This is a genomic window from Bacillus sp. 166amftsu, from assembly GCF_900107445.1.
Lineage (GTDB): Bacteria > Bacillota > Bacilli > Bacillales > Bacillaceae_G > Bacillus_A > Bacillus_A arachidis.
Window position 1 is genome coordinate 55,777 of record NZ_FNQA01000010.1, and the last position, 20,518, is coordinate 76,294.

The window sequence follows — 20,518 nt, forward strand, 5'->3', positions numbered from 1 at the left end:
ACCATTCATATATCTTATACCTTTATTATATGAGCGTCCGTTCATATGTGTCAATAAAATCCACAATCATTTTTTCGAATATTTTGTTCACATTTAAACGAAAGCATATATAACATATTCTCCTCACACTTTATATGCTTCATACAAAAGAGGATGTTGCTAAAACCGTATCCCTTTAGCACATCCTCTTTATTCTTATCTATTCACTCTTTACAGCATCAACAATTAAAGAAACAAACCCTAACTTTCCGTCCTGATTTCTATAATCAAAACGCTTAGAACGATAAATAAACCCTTCCTTCTCATCCCAATCATTATAATGAAACTCTCCATCTTCATCACAATACTCCAAAAGTTTCACCTGAAACCCCGCACTCTCAAACATAGATGTCATCGTTTTATAATTATGAACAATTTTATGGCTCGCTGCTGGATGATCTAACGGTCCAGGTCCTCCAACTTTTACCCCTTCTTGGTATTCTTCATCTGGGAAAAAGCGATCCGGAACCGCACATCGAATATAACCACCCGGCTTCAAAAATTCATAGCATACTTTCGCTGCTTCTATGCCTTCTTCATATGATAAATGTTCCCATACATGCTCTGCTAAAATTACTGCTAAAGAGCTAGGATCAAACTTTTTTATCCAATCTTCTCTTTTTAATAAATTTAATTCTTCTTCATTTGTATGTAACCAACCCGGGTTATTGTTAAATTCCCCTGCACCCACAACGATTTTTAATTCTTCTTTTACAACCATCATTTCACCCCTTTGAATATTTCAACATACAAATTCCATAAGTTGCTATTTTCTCCTCCTTTGGCCAAAAGAAAAAGCCTTGCGCGCTCCCTAGACGCACAAGGCTTACATGTTTTATATCCCCTTAATTAGCTTTTTCTAAGCTATCTTGCGAACTTTCATCTTCTTTTAAATGACTGTGTTTTTTCGAATAAACAAAGTATACGACTACTCCAATTGCTAACCAAGCACCGAAGTATATCCATGTCGTTAATGGTAAGTTTACCATTAAGAATAGACAGCACACGATTGAAATGATCGGTAAAGTTGGCACAAGTGGCACCATAAATCCACGCTGTAATTTCGGATGTGTTTTACGAAGAAGGATTACTGATACACCAACCATCGCAAATGTTAATAACGCTCCAATATTCGCTAAATTCGACAATTCTTTTAAATCGATAAATCCAGCAATTAAAGCACTACCGATTCCTGTTAACCAAACTGAAAATGTTGGCGCTTCTGTCTTCTTGTTAATTTTCGCGAAAGATTCTGGCAATAAACCGTCACGGCTCATAGCGAAGAATACACGTGTTGTTGCGTAGATGTATGCAAAAATTACAGCCATAATACCAATTACAGCTCCAATAGCAATTACACCAGCCACTTTATCTTGCCCTACAACTTCCAGTACATAAGCCATCGCTTCTGGTACATCTAATTCTTTATAAGAAACCATACCAGTCATAACAAGACAAACTGCAACATAAATGATCGTACAAATAACTAACGAAGCAATGATACCAATTGGAAGGTCACGCTGTGGATTTTTTACTTCTTCTGCTGAAGTTGCTAATGCATCAAATCCTAAGAAAGCAAAGAATACTGCTGCTCCCCCCGCGAAAACTCCACTTAAACCGTACGGTGCAAATGGTACCCAGTTTTCTGGTTTCACGTAAAATACACCGACTGCGATGAATAAAACAACAATACCAATTTTAATTAATACCATTATATTATTCACACGCTTACTTTCTTTCGTACCTCGTGATAATAGCCAAGTTATCACCAATGTAACAATAACTGCTGGTAAGTTCACCATACCACCTTGCGATGGAATCGTTAACAAGGCTTTTGGAATTTCAATTCCCAATCCACTTACTAAGTTATTGAAGTAACCTGTCCATCCACCAGCTACGGCCGCTGTTGTTAAAACATATACTGACAATAATGTCCATCCCATTAAATGAGCTACAAACTCACCGATTGTTGCATATGAATAGGTATACACACTACCTGATACCGGAAGCGTAGATGCAACTTCTGCATAACATAATGCTGCAAACCCACAAACAATTGCTGCAATCATAAATGAAAAAATAACTGCTGGACCAGCATCTCTCGCTGCTACTAATCCAGTTAATACAAGAACTCCTGTACCGATTATCGCACCAATCCCTAGCATTGTTAGGTCGAATGCCCCTAAAGTTTTAGACAAAGTCTTACTTTTACTTTCCCCTAACAATTGCGTAACGGATTTCTTTTTAAATAGGTTGGCCACGATGTATGCCCCCTTTTACTAAGAAGAGCTAAGAGGTTTCTCTCTTAGCTCTTATCATGTTGTATTAAATATTGTTCGATTGTTTTTTTGTATTATGCTTCAATTAGCAAGATACAGTTTCTACTTCTAATAATTCTTTCGCACCTTTGTATTCTACACCGTGAGCTTCTGCAACTGCTTCGAATGTTACGTAGCCATTTAAAGTGTTAATACCTTTTAATAGTGCAGAATTACTTAAGCAAGCTTCTTTGTAACCTTTGTTTGCAATTTGTACTGCGTATGGTACTGTTACGTTTGTTAATGCAAGAGTTGATGTACGTGGAACCGCACCCGGCATGTTTGCAACTGCATAATGAACAACGCCATGTTTTTCATAAGTTGGGTTATCATGAGTTGTAATGCGGTCAGTTGTTTCGAAAATACCACCTTGGTCAATTGCGATATCTACTACAACAGAACCTGGTTCCATTGATTTAATCATTTCTTCTGTTACAAGTTTTGGCGCTTTTGCACCTGGAATTAATACCGCACCGATTACAAGATCAGATTCTTTTACAGCTTCTGCAATATTGTATGGGTTAGACATTAAAGTTTTCACTTGGTTACCGAAAATGTCATCTAATTGACGAAGACGTTCTGCACTTAAGTCGATGATTGTTACATCCGCACCTAGTCCAACTGCAATTTTAGCAGCATTTGTACCAGCTTGTCCACCACCGATAATTGTTACTTTACCACGTTTTACCCCTGGAACGCCTGCTAGTAAGATACCTTTACCGCCTTTATTTTTCTCAAGGAATTGTGCACCAATTTGTGCAGACATACGACCAGCTACTTCACTCATAGGTGCAAGTAATGGTAAAGAACGGTTGTCTAATTGTACTGTTTCGTAAGCGATAGCTACAACTTTCTTTTCAATTAAAGCTTTTGTTAATTCTGGTTCTGGAGCTAGGTGTAAATATGTGAATAAGATTAAACCTTCGCTGAAGTGTTTGTATTCGCTTTCAATTGGTTCCTTAACTTTCATTACCATATCCATGTTCCAAGCTTCTTCAGCTGTGTCAACGATCTTTGCACCTGCTTCAATGTACTCAGCATCTGTGAAACCAGATCCTAAACCTGCACCCTTTTGAATGAATACTTCGTGGTTGTTTCGAACTAAATGCACAACACCAGCTGGTGTCATTGCCACACGGTTTTCGTTGTTTTTAATTTCTGTTGGTACCCCAATACGCATAATGAAATGCCCCCTTATAATTAACAGAAAAAAGGAATTCTTTTTTCTTTTTTTAATAATTAATAACTTATGTCCTTATTCTAGCATAACTTCAAAGTTATGAAAACGCTAACATATCAGATTTTAAAAGTTTTTATATTTCGAATAGTGTAAATATAAAGAACTTTATTTTTAAGGGGTTTTCTCCTATTCCGTCTATCTATTACTCTCTTTTTATTATAACCTTTGTAATTCAGCGTTAACCTTTTATTATTTGACAATAATATAACAATGTAAAAATCCAACACAAATCGCATACATATGCACTTCGAGTTCCCTGTAACATTTTAGAAGTATATTCTTTTTATGGAAAGTGAAACTTCCATCAGTGGAGGTTTTCTTCATCCTCCACTAATAGAAAACCCTCACCAATCGGGTTTTTACAGGCAATTTCTTCCCACCTATCCTCTTCGCTTTTCGCTGACTCTTGAGGTGGAAGTATTACTGCTCGCGAATAGCGGGATAAATTCATTTTGACTGTTCAACATATAAGTCGCTAGCTACTATGCATGGCTGGATATTCTCTCGTCCATCTAGAAAGAAAAATTTTGTATGTCAGGTTTTCAACTTGTATGTATATAAAACAAACATGTTGTTGATCAACAACAAAGGCTTATCCTTGTTTTGGATAAGCCCAATGAAATTTATTCCGTCAAAGTGTTGAGACTTAATAATTGAATAATCTATAAAACAATTCGTTTTTCAGTTTCAGCATCAAAATAATGAACTTTGTCCATATTCAAAGCTAGATCCACCTTCGATTGACTATGCACATCAACTGAGGAGTCAATACGTGCAACAAAGGATTGGCCATTGATGTTGGCATACAGATATGTTTCTGATCCCATTAATTCTGACACATCAATCGTTACTGTTATCTTTGTATGATGAGGTAAGTCTAAAAGAGCTTTTCCATAATAAAAGTCTTCTGGACGTATCCCTATGATAATCTCTTTATTCGTATACCCTTTATTTTGCAAAACTCTCATCTTTTCTTTTGGAATTTCAATTTTCCATTTATCAATCACAACAGCGTTTTCTGTTATCTTTCCTTTGAAAAAGTTCATTCCAGGAGAACCAATAAATCCTCCGACAAATACATTCCCCGGTTTGTCATAGACTTCTTTCGGTGTACCAACTTGTTGGATAATACCGTCCTTTAGCACAACTAAGCGTGTTGCCATCGTCATCGCTTCTATTTGGTCATGCGTAACATACACAGTTGTTGTTTGCAGCTGTTGATGTAATTTTGTAATCTCGGCACGCATTTGAACGCGTAGCTTTGCATCTAGGTTGGACAATGGCTCGTCCATTAAGAACACTTTTGCATTCCGAACAATCGCTCGACCTAATGCAACACGCTGACGCTGTCCACCTGAAAGTGCTTTTGGTTTTCGGTCTAAATATTTCTCAAGTCCAAGAATTTGCGCTGCATGTTTCACACGTTGATCAATCTCCGTTTTACTATATTTTCGCAGTTTTAAACCGAACGCCATATTATCATAAACGCTCATATGTGGATAAAGGGCATAGTTTTGAAAAACCATTGCTATATCTCGCTCTTTCGGTGTAATATCATTCACACGCTTTCCATCAATATAAAAGTCTCCCTCCGAAATCTCCTCAAGTCCTGCAATCATACGCAATGTCGTGGACTTTCCACATCCTGAAGGTCCAACCAAAACGATAAATTCTCCATCATTCACTTCTAAATTAAAATCTTTTACGATTGTCATATCATGATCATATTTTTTATAAATATTTTGGAATGATAGCTGGGCCATAATTGCCTCCTATAATTTTAGCTATTTTGAAAGATACTGTTATCGACAATATTGATCACACCGTTGTTTTATAAAATTTTAGAAAGATCCTTCATGCTATCTAAAATATAATCCGCTTCTCCTTCTAAATCTTCCTTCCTACTCGCACCTGACAAGACGCCCACTACTTTAATGTTGCTATTCCTTGCAAATCTAACATCTGTTAGTGTATCACCTACCATGAACACATCTTCTTCAGCTAGTGAAAATTTTTCTTTGAATATATGATAAAAATCACTTTCAGGTTTTGTTTTATTGACACCATCATCTGCACCTAAAAAATCCACATAATCATATAATCCTGTCATTTTAAGTGAATGAATAGCTGCATCAGAGTCATCCGCTGTAACAACTCCAATTACATATTCATGATCTTTTAAATATTTTAATGTTTCCTTTGCACCTTCCACTTCTGTAAATACGAGATCATCTGCTGTAGAGTGCTTTTTAAATAATGCACATACATCATGAATAAAGTTCTCTTTACTCACATTTTGATTTTCTAATAACGAAAACCATGCAGCCGCAATAAAATAATTTGTGCGACAAGCTAGTAAACTTGTACTCTCAAAATCATTATCACTCATACCAATAATCTTTAGATAGTCATCTCGTTTACTTTTTTCATTTGGATACATTTGAAATATATCATCTAGCACACGATGAACAATTGTGTACCAGACAGAGTCTAGCTGTATTAGTGTTCCATCTTTATCAAAAATAATTCCTTTATTCATCTTCTGATCCTCCTAAGGCTTCATACCATGTTTTAATCCCCTGAAGCTTAACGTTATTATGAATAGGATTTATAAACGCTACTAATTCATCATCTTCCCAACCTTCAACTCTAGCATATGCTCCTTCATGTAAAGAAAAATCAAAGGACACTTGATTACCAAATTCTTTTTTGATGATTTGGCCATTCACAATCATTCTCCACTCGCACGGTTTATCTGTATGAATGTTGTAACGAATATTCCCTTGAGCTTCACCGCCGACATAAATGGTTTTACCTTCATTTTGAATAGCTATCTCTAATTTTCTAAATCGTGAAAAATAAATTCTGCCTTTTGAAATAGCATCCCTTAAATTTTCAATTGATAAACCATTACATAATACATACGTTCCTGGGTCACCGTAAATCGATGGGTCTTTAGATCCTGGGAACGTTTTAGATGGGTGTAAATGAGAATCACTTCCTCCTATCCCCCAGATTTTAAGACCACTTAACCACATTTGATCGAAGAACTTTAAAGCTTCTAAAGTAGATGATTTGCTTTTTTTATAAGTCGGATCACACATAATTTCCATTGTATGAACATTTTCTAGATTAATATCAATTTGGTTCGCCCAAGGCTTCATAAATGGATGATTCACGCTTACTAAGTAGCCTTTTTCTTTCATACTTGAAAATATTTCATTCATGCTTGAAGCGTGAAACGATTCATCAAGACACTCTGTAAAATTGACATATTCCCTCATACCGAACAGGTTGTAATGACCATAAGGAGTTGTAAGTTCCATAGATGGTATAATTAATGTGCTTCCTTTTTGATAAGAGGGCATGATAATATTGTGTTCCGTCGCATATAAAAAATCCAACTCTTGTTTTTCACATACGCTCATTCCCAGTTCGTCATCTATCTCGCCATCTGTTAAGTCTGTATGAACATGAAAATCTCCTTTGTACCAGCGATGCTCTTCATTCACTACTTTTTCAAAATCGGTTTCGGAAATAAAGACATTATCTTCGCAAAAATATTCTCTGTTATATTCTCGGTCTACCTCGTCATTCACTGTTATATTTACTGTATAGTCAACGTTTCTTCCGGCAAACTTTACTGCTTTATTTGCACAATGCGGAATATATACGACTTCTAATTCCCAATTACCAGCCGGTATTTCTCCGCCAACGCAACCAGTTGAACAAAACTTTGAATTTGTTGCAACAACTAGTTTTTCGTCAACAATTGGCGTTTGATACTGTACACGCACACACCCTTTAGAGTCTCTCAAAATTAGTAAGAGAGGGATTTTCCGACTGACTCCTTGATCGATCGTTAATGTAAAATTGAAAATATCAATTGAATCCATTAGAAAAGAATGTTTATTTTTCACAAATGGAGAAAGCGTCAAGGTACCTTTCATTTCAATCATGATTCCCACACCTTTTTTCATATTTTAATGATAGAGTCATAGAGGTACTTTTGGCGTTCAAAAGCACCTCATATTTCTAATAACATTATTTCTTCTTTTTCAACACTTTATCTAATTCTTCTTGTGCAATTTTAGCTGCTTCATCTAGCGCTTTTTTAGCAGAGACCCCTTCAATTTCTACTTTATCCTTTGCTACATTTAACGCGTCATTGATTTTACCACCTGTTGGATCCGTAAATGGTGCAACTCCATATTTATTCGCTTGCTCTAACGGAACTAATGCTTGTGGTTGCTTTTTAACAAATTCAGCATAAGGACCATAATCTGTTACATTGTTACGAACAGGGATATAGCCTGTTGCCATTGACCATTCAGCCGTTTTCTCAGTGCTTGTCGCAAATTTCATAAAGTCATATGCACCTTTTGCTACTTCAGGATCAATATTTCTCGTTAATGTGAGTAAATACGTTTCTAATTTTGGTGCTGGTTTATTATTACCCCAAGCTGGTTGTGGTAATGCTCCAAATGTGTTAAGGCGTTCTTCCTCAGTCATTCCTTTACCTAACGATTTAAAAACAAATCCTTGGTCACCAGATGAGCCTGTAAATCCTAACGTTCGACCCTCAACTAAATCAATGATTGTCTTATCCCAATATTCCCATCCAGTTCCACCTGAATGAATATTCATAATTTTATCTTCATGAATCCACGTACGGAATTTTCCCCAAACTGTAATCCAAGTTTCATCATTAATTAATACTTTTGTTCCATCTTCACTCAATACATTTCCGCCAGCACTGCGAACCACGTCAATTAAGTTTGACGTACCCCACATTGGCATCCAACCTGCGTATGTGACATTACCACTTGCGTCACGTTTTGCTGCTTTTTCCGCTACTTTTTCTACACCTTCCCACGTTTTTAAATCTTCAGGTGTAAATCCATTTTCCGCTAACGCTTTTTTGTTGTAATAAAAAACTTGCGTTGTACCGTAAAAAGGAATTCCATATAATTTCTCGTCAATTGTTGCCTGATCCATAAACCCTTTTCCGTAATCTTCTTTTTTGAAACTAGTATCGTTTTTAGTATATTCATCTAAAGGTACAATCAGCTTTTTCCTAACATATTCTTGAATGACGTCTGAACCTAACAACGCGATTGCTTCTTGATTATTTGCTGCAAATCCACTTTGAAGCTTTTGATAAGACTCATCGTAGTTACCAGCTTTCGTCGTTTTCACTACATATTTATTTTGGCTTTTATTGTATTCCTCCACAATCTTGTCTACTTTGTCTGCAAGGGAACCGCCTACTCCATTAATAAATGGGACAACAATCTTTTCTCCTTCTTTACTTGCTTTAACAGTACTCCCTTTTCCATCTGAACAACCTGCAAGTGCGGTAACAAACAATGATACAATTGCTAGAAGCGTGAATAATTTCCTCATCTCAAATGTCTCCTTTATAATTAGTTAACCTTTTATTCCTGAATCAGTAACGCCTGAGAGGAACCATTTTTGTAAAACTAAAAATACGATTAAGAGTGGCACTGTCGCGATTGTACTTGCAACCATAATGTGCGACCAATCTCGACCTAAAGAAGTATTAATGAAATAATCAGCAATTCCGTTAGTGATTAATTTTTTGTTACCATCATTCAATATAAGAGATGGCCAAATATAATTATTATAATTCCCAATAAATGTAACTAATCCTAATGTTACAAATGATGATCGCGTCATCGGAAAAATAATCTTCCAAAGAATACGCCAATCACTTGCTCCATCAATTTTGGCTGCTTCTACTGTTTCATAACCAATCTTGTGGAATGATTGTTTTAAATAGAAAATACCGAATACACTAACAGCCATAGTAATCATGTATCCAAAATGTGAATTAAGTAAGCTCGTTTTTCCTAACATCACATATACCGGAACATACGATACAGCTCCAGGAATCATGTACGTTGCCATGACAACACTAAATGTCAAGTTCTTCCCTTTGAACTTATAAAATGCCAACATATAAGCAAAGAGTGCAGACGAAACAAGTACATATATCGTGATAAGGAAGGAGGTATAAAAACTATTAAATATATACGTGTTAAATGGAAGAATTTCTAATACTTGACGATAATTTTCCCAGTGGAACTCCTTAGGCCAAAAACCTCCTTGCAGGACTTCACTGGATGTTTTAAACGAACCAAGTACCATCCATATGAATGGAAAGACAAACAGGATACTTGATAAAGCTAAAAAGAGATGCTTTATGATTAATGGAGCTTTTTTCATATTATTCACCTTAATAGTTCACCCACTTATCACCTATTATCTTGTTCATAACAGATAGTAGAATTGTAATGATTAATATAATAAATGCAATTGCCGTTGCAGACCCCATATCGAACTGTTCAAACGCTTGTTGGAAGAATAAATAAAGTAACGTTCGCGTTGAACCACTCGGTCCACCTTGTGTTAAAATTTTAATTTGATCATAAGCCTGCACCGAAGTAATTATATTGACAACAACTAAGAAGAATGTTGTCGGTGAAACCATCGGTAGTGTTACATAACGAAATTTCTGCCATGAATTTGCTCCATCAATACTAGCAGCCTCATACAAGCTATCTGGTACTTTCTCTAGTGCACCGATATAGAAAAGCATCGTCCATCCAACTAATTTCCATACTGTTACAATAATGACCGCCAGCATCGCTGTATCACTACTCTTCAACCAATCCAAACCCGGTATCCCGAAAAAGACTAGCACCTTATTAATAGCTCCAAATTGAGGTTCATATAGAAGTGACCATACAATGGATACAGCTACCGTTGGCGTTACCCAAGGTGAAAAAATCAATAATTGATAAATTGCAGAACCTTTGAATTTTTTTCGGAAGAACAATGCGAAACCCAAACCTAATGCAATCGTTGGAACGACTGTCCCAATTCCGAAATAAAGAGTATTTAACAATGCCTGTATAAAAGAATCCTGTGTAAACAAATTAAAATAGTTATCTAAACCAACAAAATTAAAATCATTTGTCATGAAATCCCAGTCTGTAAAACTAATACCTAGACTAATTACATTCGGAATAATCCAAAACAATATTAGAGGTATTCCAACCGGTAATAAAAAGAACACAGCTTTTGATAATTTTATTTGCATTCTTGTCACCTCCTAATTCATATTGTACGAGCACATTATTAACGCAATGTTGTTATTATGTTAACAAATTGTAAAAACAACATATTAACAAAATAAAACAACATATTAACAAAAAAAAGACTATTTCTCATGTCACTAAGAAATAGTCTACTTTAAGATTTTCTTTTTATACTGTTATTACTTCAATCCCTTTACTTATTAGAACGTTTTGCCATACTTCATCGAGTTTAGCATTTGTATATAGTGCATCTATATCGTCAAAATTTCCGCTTTTATAAAACTTTGTTAAATTAAACTTTGACTCATCTACCATCATCACAACTTGCTTTGCATTTTTCTTCAACTGCTGAAAAACTTGTGCGTCTTCAATATACGAACATGTCAGTTCTTTTTCTAAAGAAATTCCATCACACGAAGCAAATAATTTATTAACAGTGAAATGATCAAGGTAATCTAGCATCATGTCTCCAGACAATGCTAATGAATTAGAATTCAGCATTCCACCAAAGACTATTAACTTACAATCAAATGAAGCATACTGTTCTTTAAGTTCAATAACTTTATTAACAGCCGGTATCGAGTTCGTTAGGATCGTCAAGTTCTTTTTATCATGTATAAAATCCAAAATTTGCATCGTAGTTGTGCCAATTTCAATTGCAATAATATCATTATCTTCTACTAAATTACTTGCCTCCATTGCAATTTTGCGTTTTTCTTCAATATTCTCCGATCGACGTTTATCAAAATAAAATTCTATAGTATGATCCTTTTTCTTAATTGCACCACCATGTATTTTGGTAAGCTTACCTTCCTTATGCATCATATCTAAATCTCTTCGTATTGTTTCTGTCGTAACATTTAACACCTTTGCCAAATCATTTACCGTCACTCGATTGTATTTTTCTAGCTCATCCAGTATGTGCTTTCTTCGTTCAAATTGTGTATAGGATTTCATTTAATTAACACCTCTTCGTATTCCACAAAATATACATAGTTCAAGCCCCTTATAAAGACTAGAGTGATACCTTTAAAATAACAACATTTATAGAAAAATTAAAAGATTATCTTTCCTCGGTTCATTTTTACTCATTTACTTAAAGTATAATGTAACTAGCAAACAAATTCACCTAAAGGGGAGATTATATAGCTTGAAAATCCCCCATATTTTAATTAAACAACCCCTCCTACAAAATGTGTTAACTATTTTGTTTTATTAATCTTCGCTTTTCGTATTGCTGTTTTTCACTATATACCTCAAAGAAAAATGCTGTTCTCACGTTTATTTATAATAATATAACAATGTAAAATCAACACTCCCGCATACATTTACACTTTATAGTCCCTGTAATATTTTAAAGATGTATCCTTTTACAAAAAAAGCTACTGGTATTTAACCAGCAGCTGGATAACTCATAAATAACTTTGAAAATAAATCTTCTGTTGTTTCTATAATCTTATCAATCATATCCGTTTCATTCTCTTCTTGCTCTTTCATCATCTTAATCGTTTCTTGGGCATCTTCAGGGTAATCTGTAATAATTCCATCTACATTGAGCTTATAATATTCGCTTAAATTTTCCATATCGTTCACAGTCCATACATAGATCGGTTTATTTAATTTGCGGGCTGATTTTACTAGACTCTTGTTTAGCATATATTCTTCTGCTACGTAAAAGTCTGCTTGAACGTATTTTAAATTCGCTCTACTTGCATATAATACATATCCTACTTTTATGTCTGGATTTGCACGTTTAAATTCTTTAATGAGCGGATAGTGCAATGTTTGAATGACACATTGTTTTTCAAAGTCATTATCCTTAATTGTTTTTAATACCTTCTTTACAAAATCTTTTTCATTCTCATTCCCATGCAGCTTCACTTCTATATTAAGTTTTATTTTGTTTTTCGCAAGCTTAATCATCTCATCAAGTGTACTAATTTTCCCCGTGAACCCATCTTGACTAAGAGTAAGTTTCCGTAGTTCATCCATCGTTAAGTCTGACACTTGTACATTCGCATTGGCAAGACGCTTTAATTTCAAATCATGTATCACTGCCAATTCACCATCTTTTGTCTGCAATACATCAATTTCAGCATAATCTGCCTTTGCATCAATCGCACCTTGCACTGCCTCTTTCGTATTCTCTACTCCTTTTGAACCATATCCACGATGAGCCATAATCACTGGATCTTTATAAGAATTCGAAATAAACGTTGCAATGAATGCAACTACCATTCCAACTGTGAAAACCCCAACAATATATACACCGATAAACTTCAAACGATGCTTTTTAAAAAAGCATTTATCTGCTTTTGTTTTGGAATAATCTAAGCCCTCTTCTAATAAAACATCTTCAATTGAAACCTTTTGTAAATATAACCTTGTCAATGCCATAATATAAAACGGTGTGACAATAAAACCAAGTAAATACAATGTACTCGTTAAAAATACCGATAGCGTTGATTCTGCTAATAAGGCAAATGTTCCTTTTGGGTTTGTAAATTCATATACACCCCATAAAAATAGCAAGTATATACCCGTAAATAAAACAAATACGATTCCGATTGAAACCAAAAAGACAACTAAAAAGAACAACACTTTAAAGAAACTTTCTTTTACTAAATTTGCACTTTTACGTGCGGCTGTGCGAAATGGCTTTTCTTCTAAAACAATGATAGGTAAAACGAAGATCCACCGAAGATTCAAGTATGTAACTACAGCAAAGAAAGTGTAGTAACCTACTTGTCCCATTGTCGTTTTAAACAATTCACCTGTAATAAAATTTGGAATTTGAATTTCTGGAATTAGTGCAGATTTAAATCCCAAATTTAACAGAGGTAACAATACAACGGCATACAAGATAAACCCTGGCAAACAATATGTGAAAAGAGATGGTAAATACGTTACCGTTTTATACAAAATTGGACGCAGTTTCACCTTTTGCCTTTTATGTGCAAAATACGAAATAATAATAAGCACTGCAAACTCCGTAAAAATGAGAAAAAGTGCCAATAACGATACAATTAATATAGCTGCGATACCATATGGAGTTTTCAAAAAAGCAAGCAATTCATCATTTGTCGCATTTGCATAGCCGCCCCAATACAACAACTTATTAATAATCATACCGAATAGAGGTATAAATACAATAGCTGCTAATAATTTATAAACAAGTTGAAACGTCAATACATTCCAAAAAGCAAATTGTACCGTTTGAAAGGAATGTTTCATGACCCCTGGTATAGATAGTCTTTTACGATGTAGCATAAATTCCTCCACATTCTAAAATTATATTTGAGATGGATTCCATATTTCCATTTAAAATCCATCTTCTTATAATAATATATTCCGCTTAACATGAACACTGTTATACATCCACAAAAAAGAGTGATGGCTACCTTTCCATCACTCTTTCCCTCTTTTATTTTTTCTCTAATCCTTGTCCAAACGCTTTTAAAAAACTAAACCCAAAAGTAATGGCTCTATTAATATCGGGATCTTTTAGCACTTTAAAGAAGTCCATAACTTTTGTTTTCTTACCTTTTTGTAACTCTTCTGTTGCAAACTGTAACCCTGTAACTAAACTAGATGTAATCTGTTTTGTTATTTCTGGATCGACAGAAGATAATGCTTCTCCTGCTCCCATCATATTATTTAATGCATTTTTTACTGGTTCACGATTTAATTGCTCAACTGCAATTTTAGAAACGTCTTCTTTCGCGGCCAGCAGACTGATTGCTGCATCTAATATACCTGCTTGCTGCAGCTGTGATAACAACTGCATTGTTTCTTCTACCGCCTCACGGTTCTCCGCTAATTGTGTTAACAGTTCATCTGATAACTGTTGTTTCTTTTCTTCTTCTGTAATGACCTTTTTCTGAATCAATGTAATCTCTTTTGCCACGTCCTTCGCCCCCTAGTTGTGATCCACAAGTGATACGTATTGTTTTCGTTGCCATTTCTGCTGAATTTCAACACCATTTTGCGGATGACGTTTTTTACCTCTTGGGTTTGAATCAGGAAGTGGACGATTACCTTTTTCACGTAATACGCGCATTTTCACCATCGTTTGTTTATAAGCTGGTGTACAAGTATATAGGTCCGTCGCTGTTCCTGTTAAAATATTAATCGCTTCTTCATTTACTGTCGCATGCATCGGTAAATATAACTCGTTTCCAGTTACACGGTCTGTGATAAGTGCCTGTACTTTGATTTTCCCAAACGGTGATGCTAGTTCTACAAGGCCACCATCTTTCACATTCCGCTCTGCAGCAAGCTCTGGTGAAACCTCAACAAACACCTCAGAAATTTTAGATAAAATCCCTACTGATTTATTTGTCATGTTTCCTTCATGGAAATGTTCTAACATACGACCATTATTTAATAATAAATCGTATTCTTCCGGTGCCACAACTGGTGGTATCCATTCATCTAGTGATAGACGCGCTTTTTTGTCAGGGAAATTAAAGCCATCAACATATAATAATGGTGTGTCACTACCATCATGGCTACCCCAACATAAACTATTCCATCCTTCTAAACGATCATATGTTGCTTGTGAATAATACGGCGCGAGTGATGCGATTTCATCCATAATTTCACTTGGGCTTTCATAATTCCAATCACCACCGAGGGCACGGGCTACTTTTTGCAGGATCCACCAATCTGGTTTCGAATCACCGAGCGGTTTCATAACTTCATATAAACGCTGAATACGACGCTCTGTATTCGTAAATGTTCCTTCTTTTTCTAAACTTGGTGCCGCTGGTAAAATAACATCAGCAAAACGAGCTGTTTTTGATAAGAATATGTCTTGAACTACAAGGAAGTCGAGATTACTTAAAATGTGTTGCACATGATTTGCATTGGAATCGACTAATGCCATTTCTTCTCCCATTACATACATACCACGTAGTTTTCCTTCCTCTGCAGCCGCAAGCATTGCAATGTTATTCAACCCTGGCTCTTTTGGAATTTTAGTACCATATGCTTTTTCAAATTTCGCACGAAGTGTATCATCTGACACTGCTTGGTAGCCTGGAAGCCAATTTGGTAATGTTGCCATATCACAAGCACCTTGTACGTTATTATGACCACGGAGTGGATATGCACCAGCACCTGGGCGACGGTAGTTACCTGTTACAAGAAGTAAGTTTGAAATCGCTGCTGATGTTGTACTTCCTCCTGTATTTTGCGTTACCCCCATCCCCCAAAGTACACAAGTACCATCTGCTTCATATACCATACGAGCCATCTCTTTTAATGTATCTTTCGAAATACTTGTAATGTTTTCTGTATAATCAAGTGTATATTTCTCTAACATTTTTCTATATTCATCAAAGTTCTTCACATTTTCATCTAAGAATTTCTTATCGTGCCAACCTTGATCAATAATATATTTTGTTATTCCCGCAAGCCATACATAATCAGTTCCTTGGCGCGGATGAACAAATAGGTCCGCACGCTCTGCCATTTCATGCTTACGTAGGTCAGATACAATCAGTTTTTGCTCATGTAATTTGTGGGCACGTTTCACACGAGTAGCAAGTACAGGATGCCCTTCCGTTGGATTCGCCCCCACAATGATAACAAGACCAGCTTCCGCAATATCTTTCACTGTCCCTGCGTCTCCACCTATACCAACAGTTTTTGTTAAACCATCGCTTGCTGGAGATTGGCAATAACGGGAACAGTTATCTACATTATTTGTTCCATATATTTGACGAGCTAACTTTTGCAGCAAATAGTTTTCTTCATTTGTTACTTTTGAAGAAGAAATAAAGCCAAATGCATCGTTACCATATTCAGATTTAATATGTTGCATATTGGATGCAACAACCTCTAAAGCTTCTTCCCACGATACTTCAACGAACATATCTCCTTGACGAATCAATGGTTTCGTAATACGGTCTTCACTATTTACAAAGTCCCAACCAAATTTTCCTTTTACACATGTAGAAATCCCGTTTACTGGTGCGTCTGATACAGGTTGAACTTTTAAAATTTGACGATCTTTCGTCCATACTTCAAACGAGCAACCCACACCGCAGAATGTACAAACTGTTTTTGTCTTGTTAACCTTCGTTTTACGCATTGCAGATTCAACCTCTGAAACTGCTAAAATACTACTGTATCCAGGTTCTACATCCTTTACAAAATCAATCATTGGATCTAACACATCCGGTTTCAATCCAGTCATAAACCCAGCTTCTCCAAGCATAGATTTTTCCATTAATGCATTACAAGGACAAACTGTGACACATTGTCCGCAACTAACGCAAGATGAATCGTTAATACTTACGCCGTTATCCCAAATTACACGAGGACGATCTAAGCTCCAATCAATTGATAACGTTTCGTTAACTTGTAAATTTTGACATACTTCTACACATTGTCCACAAGCAATACATTGGTTTGGATCATAACGGTAAAATGGATGAGTCATGTCCACTTCTTTTGCACTAACTTTCGGTTCATATGGATATTTCTGCTCTTCTATCTCCATCATATGTACCGTATTATGAACTTTACAGTTACCGTTATTATTATCACATACTGTACAATACAATAAATGGTTCTCTAATATTCTATCCATCGCTTCCGTTTGCGCCGATTTTGCACGCACTGATTTTCTTTCAATCTGCATGCCATCTTCCAATTGCGTTGAACAAGCACGCAGCAATTTCCCATCTACTTCCACAATACACGTATCACAAGTTTGAATTGGATCCACCTCTGGTACATGACAAATTTGTGGATGCTCTAAATTACTCTCGTTAAATAGTTGCAGTATCGTTTTTTCACCAGATGAAAGAAATTCTTTTCCATCTACGGTTACACGAACTGTTTGTTCTGCCATAGTTCCCCTCTCCTTACAACTAACTGTACAATATATTTTTGAATCCGTTTTCAAAAATATATCGCTATACATTTTTTTGAAACGCCCTGTTGAAACTCTATCTTAGAAGTCGATTCTTGATGCTATAAGGTATAAAAATGCCACTATTCTACTATTCTATTATATCTCACACATACAATAATAACCAAATAATATAGAGAAACTGAAAACAAACATAAAATCTTTCTTTTTAGCTGAGAGAGAGCATCCACCCATGCATAGAAATAGATAACAGATGCTTTTATTTTTTTTATGTTTTATGATAAATAGTAAGAAAAATACATATGAAGGGGAAAATACTATGGGGCCTGTTCAAGAAACATGTAAAATGGTACGTTATCAAACTGGAACATTCCTCGAACAAGAAGATGAAATTGTCACAGAATATCCTGTAACAATTAAATTGAACGGGGAAGAATACGTAACAGTTGTATGTACTCCAAACTATATTGAAGATATGGTAATAGGTTTTTTAATTTCTGAAGGAATTATTGCTTCTTACGAAGGCATTGATGAGCTGTGGATACAGAAAGACAAAGGTGTTGTCCATGTAAAAACATCACAGATCAATCCGCTCTATCAAACACTATATAACAAACGATATGTCACTTCTTGTTGCGGAAAAAGTAGGCAAGGTTTTGTATTTGTAAATGATGCAGCAAAAGCAAAAACTTTACATGATATCCATGTAACAATGACTCCAGAAGAGTGCTTTCATTTAATGAATACCTTACAGCAATCTTCCACTACGTTTCATCAAACAGGCGGAGTTCATAATACCGCCCTTTGCGATCGAAATACCATTCTCATATCAAGAATGGATATCGGTAGACATAATGCATTAGATAAAATATATGGTCATTGTTTACGTAATGATATCCCAATCGAAGGAAAAATTATTGCATTTAGTGGCCGAATCTCATCTGAAATTTTACTAAAGGTTTCTAAAATCGGTTGCGAAATCGTTCTTTCTAAATCAGCTCCAACAAAATTAGCTTTGCAACTTGCTCATGATTTAGGCATAACAGTGGTCGGTTTTATTCGCAATGATTCTTGTAATATCTATACTCACCCAGAACGAATTGAAGGATATATAACAGAAAAAAATGATTCCTAGCAAAGGAATCATTTTTTAGTTATAAAAATGTAATATATTTAATTGTTGAATAGTTAATAAAGTTAATATATAATTTCATTACATAAAGTACAACTTAAATCCATGGGGTGTTATTGCCCACAAACAGCGGGATAAATTGAATGATTGGAAAAACAGATGAAGGTCCCTGCTCTTCTCCGCATATATCTCCTTATTCTTTAACAAATTAAGATGGAATGAGTGCAGCATATAACATTTTTTACTATAAAGCGGAACTGTTATCAATTGAAAAAGCATCAACAACCGTGCTCTTGTAGCGTGCTTATCCTGTAGAGCTGGTTACACTTAGGAGGTTATATACATGGAAATTCGTCTATTAACAAAAGAGGATGCAAAAATTTATTTAAAAGTTTGTATGGAAGGATTAACGCAAAATCCAGAAGCTTTTAGTTCTTCTTATGAAGACGTTCTAAAACATGAGGATCCTGTTGCTGCAATGGCGAAACGTTTAGCCAATCCGGATAAATATACAATTGGTGCCTTTAAAGATAACGAATTAATCGGAATTGCCACTTTAGAAACTAAGCCATTTATAAAACAAGAACATAAGGCAAAAATCGGCTCTGTTTACGTCTCTCCGAAAGCGCGTGGTCTTGGCGCTGGCCGTGCGTTAATAAAAGCCATTATTGAAAACGCTCATAAATTACATGTAGAACAACTCATGCTCGATGTTGTTGCCGGAAATGCAGCTGCAAAAAAATTATACGAGTCACTTGACTTTCAAACATATGGCGTACAAGAACGTTCCTTAAAACACAATGGACAATATTGGGATGAAGAACATATGGTTTTATTTTTAACTAACGAATCAAATGCAAAGTGAAAAAACAACAAAAAAACCTTTCTTTCTAGCTCGGAAAGAGTATTCTTCCATGCATAGAAGTGGTCAGTTCCAGTTTAAAACAACGAGAGCGAATTATCTTTTGTTGTTTTAAACTGGAACTTATATGTCTAAAAATCAAAATGTATTTATATAGATTTCTCCAAAAGTACCTTTTCAGATAAAGGTACTTTTTTCTTACAACAATGTAATATTCATGTCATCTTATTCAATGGTTCTATTCCCTTCTCTTCGCTATACTAAAAGTACAGAACCACAACCGAAAGAGCTAAAAGATGAAAAAATGATAGAAGTAATAGTAAGCGAAAAATTCGTAGCGATAGAATTAAATCAAGAATTAGAGGAGGAATAGATATGAAACAGCACAAACATCTTATTTTTTTAATTTGCGGCACAATAATTGTTACTTCAGGATTAGCAATTCTTCCTTGGTTTATTGTATAAAACTTCTATCATTTGTTGATTCCTTCCTATACAAAAATCCCCTGTATATAGCATACAGGGGATTTTTTCCTACAAATAAAAAAGCTCGTTACTTCTCTAAATGCAGCAACGAGCTCATACATCTATTATAGAATTCCAAAAAATTTATTAGCACACGTCACAATGATTAGCATAGATACAGCAATGCACATCACAACAGCATTGCGCTCTTGTTTATCTTTTTGAAAACGTTCTTCTTTTTTACTCATGTGTATAATCCCCTTTATAGCAATAAAAAAAGTGTGAGATAGGAAATTTTCCTTATCCGATGCGAGGTGAATACGAAATTTCTCACTATCTCACATACACAATAGAATGGAATTGTCATTTTATAAATAAAATGACATGACGTTATGTCGCAACATAGGGTATTTTGTGTCGCTACGCCTTTTATTATAAAAAAGAGTTGTGCAAAA

The 20,518-nt window shown here is 35.2% G+C and carries 17 protein-coding genes; 3 read left to right on the top strand and 14 right to left on the bottom strand.

What is annotated here, in order from left to right:
• Positions 1 to 199 precede the first annotated feature (199 nt).
• The 13 genes from BLV40_RS19375 to fdhF all read right to left on the bottom strand — a co-directional run bounded on the left by BLV40_RS19375 (position 200) and on the right by fdhF (position 17,583).
• Positions 200 to 760: a class I SAM-dependent methyltransferase gene (locus BLV40_RS19375; protein ID WP_090692935.1), complete on the bottom strand. Its 561-nt coding sequence runs from the start codon at positions 758 to 760 to the stop codon at positions 200 to 202.
• 124 nt (positions 761 to 884) lie between these two features.
• Positions 885 to 2,300: an amino acid permease gene (locus BLV40_RS19380; protein ID WP_026593941.1), complete on the bottom strand. Its 1,416-nt coding sequence runs from the start codon at positions 2,298 to 2,300 to the stop codon at positions 885 to 887.
• A 103-nt stretch (positions 2,301 to 2,403) separates the two neighbouring features.
• Positions 2,404 to 3,537 carry an alanine dehydrogenase gene (gene ald / locus BLV40_RS19385; protein ID WP_026593942.1) on the bottom strand — a complete coding sequence of 378 codons (1,134 nt, stop codon included), beginning with the start codon at positions 3,535 to 3,537 and terminating at the stop codon, positions 2,404 to 2,406.
• Between the two features lie 722 nt (positions 3,538 to 4,259).
• Positions 4,260 to 5,360, bottom strand: coding sequence for an ABC transporter ATP-binding protein (gene ugpC, locus BLV40_RS19390; protein ID WP_090692940.1), 1,101 nt, complete (start codon positions 5,358 to 5,360; stop codon positions 4,260 to 4,262).
• Between the two features lie 68 nt (positions 5,361 to 5,428).
• Positions 5,429 to 6,136, bottom strand: a complete 708-nt coding sequence (locus tag BLV40_RS19395) for an HAD family hydrolase (protein WP_090692944.1) — start codon at positions 6,134 to 6,136, stop codon at positions 5,429 to 5,431.
• Positions 6,129 to 7,556 (bottom strand): CehA/McbA family metallohydrolase, encoded by a 1,428-nt coding sequence (locus BLV40_RS19400; RefSeq protein ID WP_090692947.1) that lies wholly within the window; start codon positions 7,554 to 7,556, stop codon positions 6,129 to 6,131. Before BLV40_RS19400 ends, BLV40_RS19395 begins: the two co-directional genes overlap by 8 nt.
• 85 nt (positions 7,557 to 7,641) lie before the next feature.
• Positions 7,642 to 9,003: an extracellular solute-binding protein gene (locus BLV40_RS19405; RefSeq protein WP_090692951.1), complete on the bottom strand. Its 1,362-nt coding sequence runs from the start codon at positions 9,001 to 9,003 to the stop codon at positions 7,642 to 7,644.
• Between the two features lie 24 nt (positions 9,004 to 9,027).
• Entirely contained in the window at positions 9,028 to 9,846 is an 819-nt protein-coding gene (locus BLV40_RS19410) for a carbohydrate ABC transporter permease (protein WP_090692957.1), read from the bottom strand.
• Positions 9,847 to 9,856: 10 nt separating this feature from the next.
• Positions 9,857 to 10,723 carry a carbohydrate ABC transporter permease gene (locus BLV40_RS19415; RefSeq protein ID WP_090692961.1) on the bottom strand — a complete coding sequence of 289 codons (867 nt, stop codon included), beginning with the start codon at positions 10,721 to 10,723 and terminating at the stop codon, positions 9,857 to 9,859.
• 166 nt (positions 10,724 to 10,889) lie between these two features.
• Positions 10,890 to 11,678 carry a DeoR/GlpR family DNA-binding transcription regulator gene (locus BLV40_RS19420; RefSeq protein ID WP_090692965.1) on the bottom strand — a complete coding sequence of 263 codons (789 nt, stop codon included), beginning with the start codon at positions 11,676 to 11,678 and terminating at the stop codon, positions 10,890 to 10,892.
• Positions 11,679 to 12,113: 435 nt separating this feature from the next.
• Complete coding sequence (locus BLV40_RS19425) at positions 12,114 to 13,991, bottom strand: glycerophosphoryl diester phosphodiesterase membrane domain-containing protein (RefSeq protein ID WP_090692969.1); 1,878 nt, start codon at positions 13,989 to 13,991, stop codon at positions 12,114 to 12,116.
• 154 nt (positions 13,992 to 14,145) lie between these two features.
• Complete coding sequence (locus BLV40_RS19430) at positions 14,146 to 14,628, bottom strand: helical membrane plugin domain-containing protein (RefSeq protein WP_026593944.1); 483 nt, start codon at positions 14,626 to 14,628, stop codon at positions 14,146 to 14,148.
• Positions 14,629 to 14,640: 12 nt separating this feature from the next.
• The gene (gene fdhF / locus BLV40_RS19435) at positions 14,641 to 17,583 is read right to left on the bottom strand and encodes a formate dehydrogenase subunit alpha (RefSeq protein WP_090692974.1); all 2,943 of its coding nucleotides are present in this window, start codon (positions 17,581 to 17,583) and stop codon (positions 14,641 to 14,643) included.
• A gap of 340 nt (positions 17,584 to 17,923) precedes the next feature.
• Here fdhF and fdhD point away from each other — a divergent pair, with 340 nt between their 5' ends.
• The 3 genes from fdhD (at position 17,924) to BLV40_RS28940 (ending at position 19,971) form a co-directional block, all read left to right on the top strand.
• Entirely contained in the window at positions 17,924 to 18,739 is an 816-nt protein-coding gene (fdhD, locus tag BLV40_RS19440; RefSeq protein ID WP_026593946.1) for a formate dehydrogenase accessory sulfurtransferase FdhD, read from the top strand.
• A gap of 340 nt (positions 18,740 to 19,079) precedes the next feature.
• Positions 19,080 to 19,601, top strand: coding sequence for a GNAT family N-acetyltransferase (locus BLV40_RS19445; RefSeq protein ID WP_026593947.1), 522 nt, complete (start codon positions 19,080 to 19,082; stop codon positions 19,599 to 19,601).
• Positions 19,602 to 19,815: 214 nt separating this feature from the next.
• The gene (locus tag BLV40_RS28940; RefSeq protein ID WP_211482127.1) at positions 19,816 to 19,971 is read left to right on the top strand and encodes a hypothetical protein; all 156 of its coding nucleotides are present in this window, start codon (positions 19,816 to 19,818) and stop codon (positions 19,969 to 19,971) included.
• A 217-nt stretch (positions 19,972 to 20,188) separates the two neighbouring features.
• On the opposite strand, the gene BLV40_RS29660 is transcribed toward BLV40_RS28940, so the two are convergent.
• Positions 20,189 to 20,311, bottom strand: a complete 123-nt coding sequence (locus BLV40_RS29660; protein WP_090692978.1) for a hypothetical protein — start codon at positions 20,309 to 20,311, stop codon at positions 20,189 to 20,191.
• Positions 20,312 to 20,518: the final 207 nt, after the last annotated feature.